This window comes from Nodosilinea sp. P-1105, assembly GCF_012911975.1.
Classification (GTDB): domain Bacteria; phylum Cyanobacteriota; class Cyanobacteriia; order Phormidesmidales; family Phormidesmidaceae; genus Nodosilinea.
This window is the reverse complement of the sequence record NZ_SMDQ01000184.1, coordinates 1-690: the sequence shown is the minus strand read 5'-3', so window position 1 is coordinate 690 and position 690 is coordinate 1. Positions and strand designations below refer to the sequence as shown.

The 690-nt window shown below is 46.4% G+C and carries 1 protein-coding gene; it reads left to right on the top strand.

The window, feature by feature from the left end:
- The first annotated feature begins 115 nt into the window (after window positions 1-115).
- On the top strand, window positions 116-493 hold the full coding sequence (locus E1H13_RS26680) for a response regulator (RefSeq protein WP_169617982.1): 378 nt from the start codon (window positions 116-118) through the stop codon (window positions 491-493).
- Window positions 494-690 lie beyond the last annotated feature (197 nt).

Sequence of the window (690 nt, the reverse complement as noted above, 5' to 3'; positions counted from 1 at the left end):
CCTTGCCCGTCAGTCACTAAAAGCACAAACCCTCAGTCCCTTTCACTTAGAGGGTTTCCCGGCTTAAATCACACCCCCTCACTCACTCAGGATTATCAATAGCCAAAAACCCCAAATGCCAAACCGTATCCTGATCATCGACGACGAACCTGACCTCAGCGAAATCGTACAGCTGGCCATTGAGTGCTTTACCGCTTGGCAAACCGATATCGCCTACACAGGCGAAGAAGGCATCAAACAAGCCACCACCGAGCAATACGATGCCATTCTTCTGGATATTTCCATGCCCGACATGGATGGTTTTCAGGTGTTTGAGCAGCTGCATTCCCATCCTAAAACTCAGACAATCCCAATTATTTTGCTCACCGCAAAAGTGCAACCCAACGATCGCCGTCGCTTCTCATCGATGGATATTGCCGGGATTATCACTAAACCCTTCGCTTCGGAAACCATTGCCGCTGAGATAGCCAGTATTTTAGGCTGGAAAATGTAACAAAACAGAAATAAAGACTTTTATTCTCTAATAAATTCTCTAATAAAAACACGGAGATTTTCAATTGTACTGATAGGAATTGGCATGGCCAAATGCAGGGTAATCGCATCTTAATCGAGCGCTCGTATGGATAGTTTGAGGGGTAAAATCATCGGATTATAGCGGGTCGACTCAGGCTTCAGGCCCAGCCATGGTCG

Excerpts from the sequence above, each read along its gene's own strand:
- E1H13_RS26680 (WP_169617982.1), top strand. The coding sequence starts at position 116 with ATGCCAAACCGTATCCTGATCATCGACGACGAACCTGACCTCAGCGAA.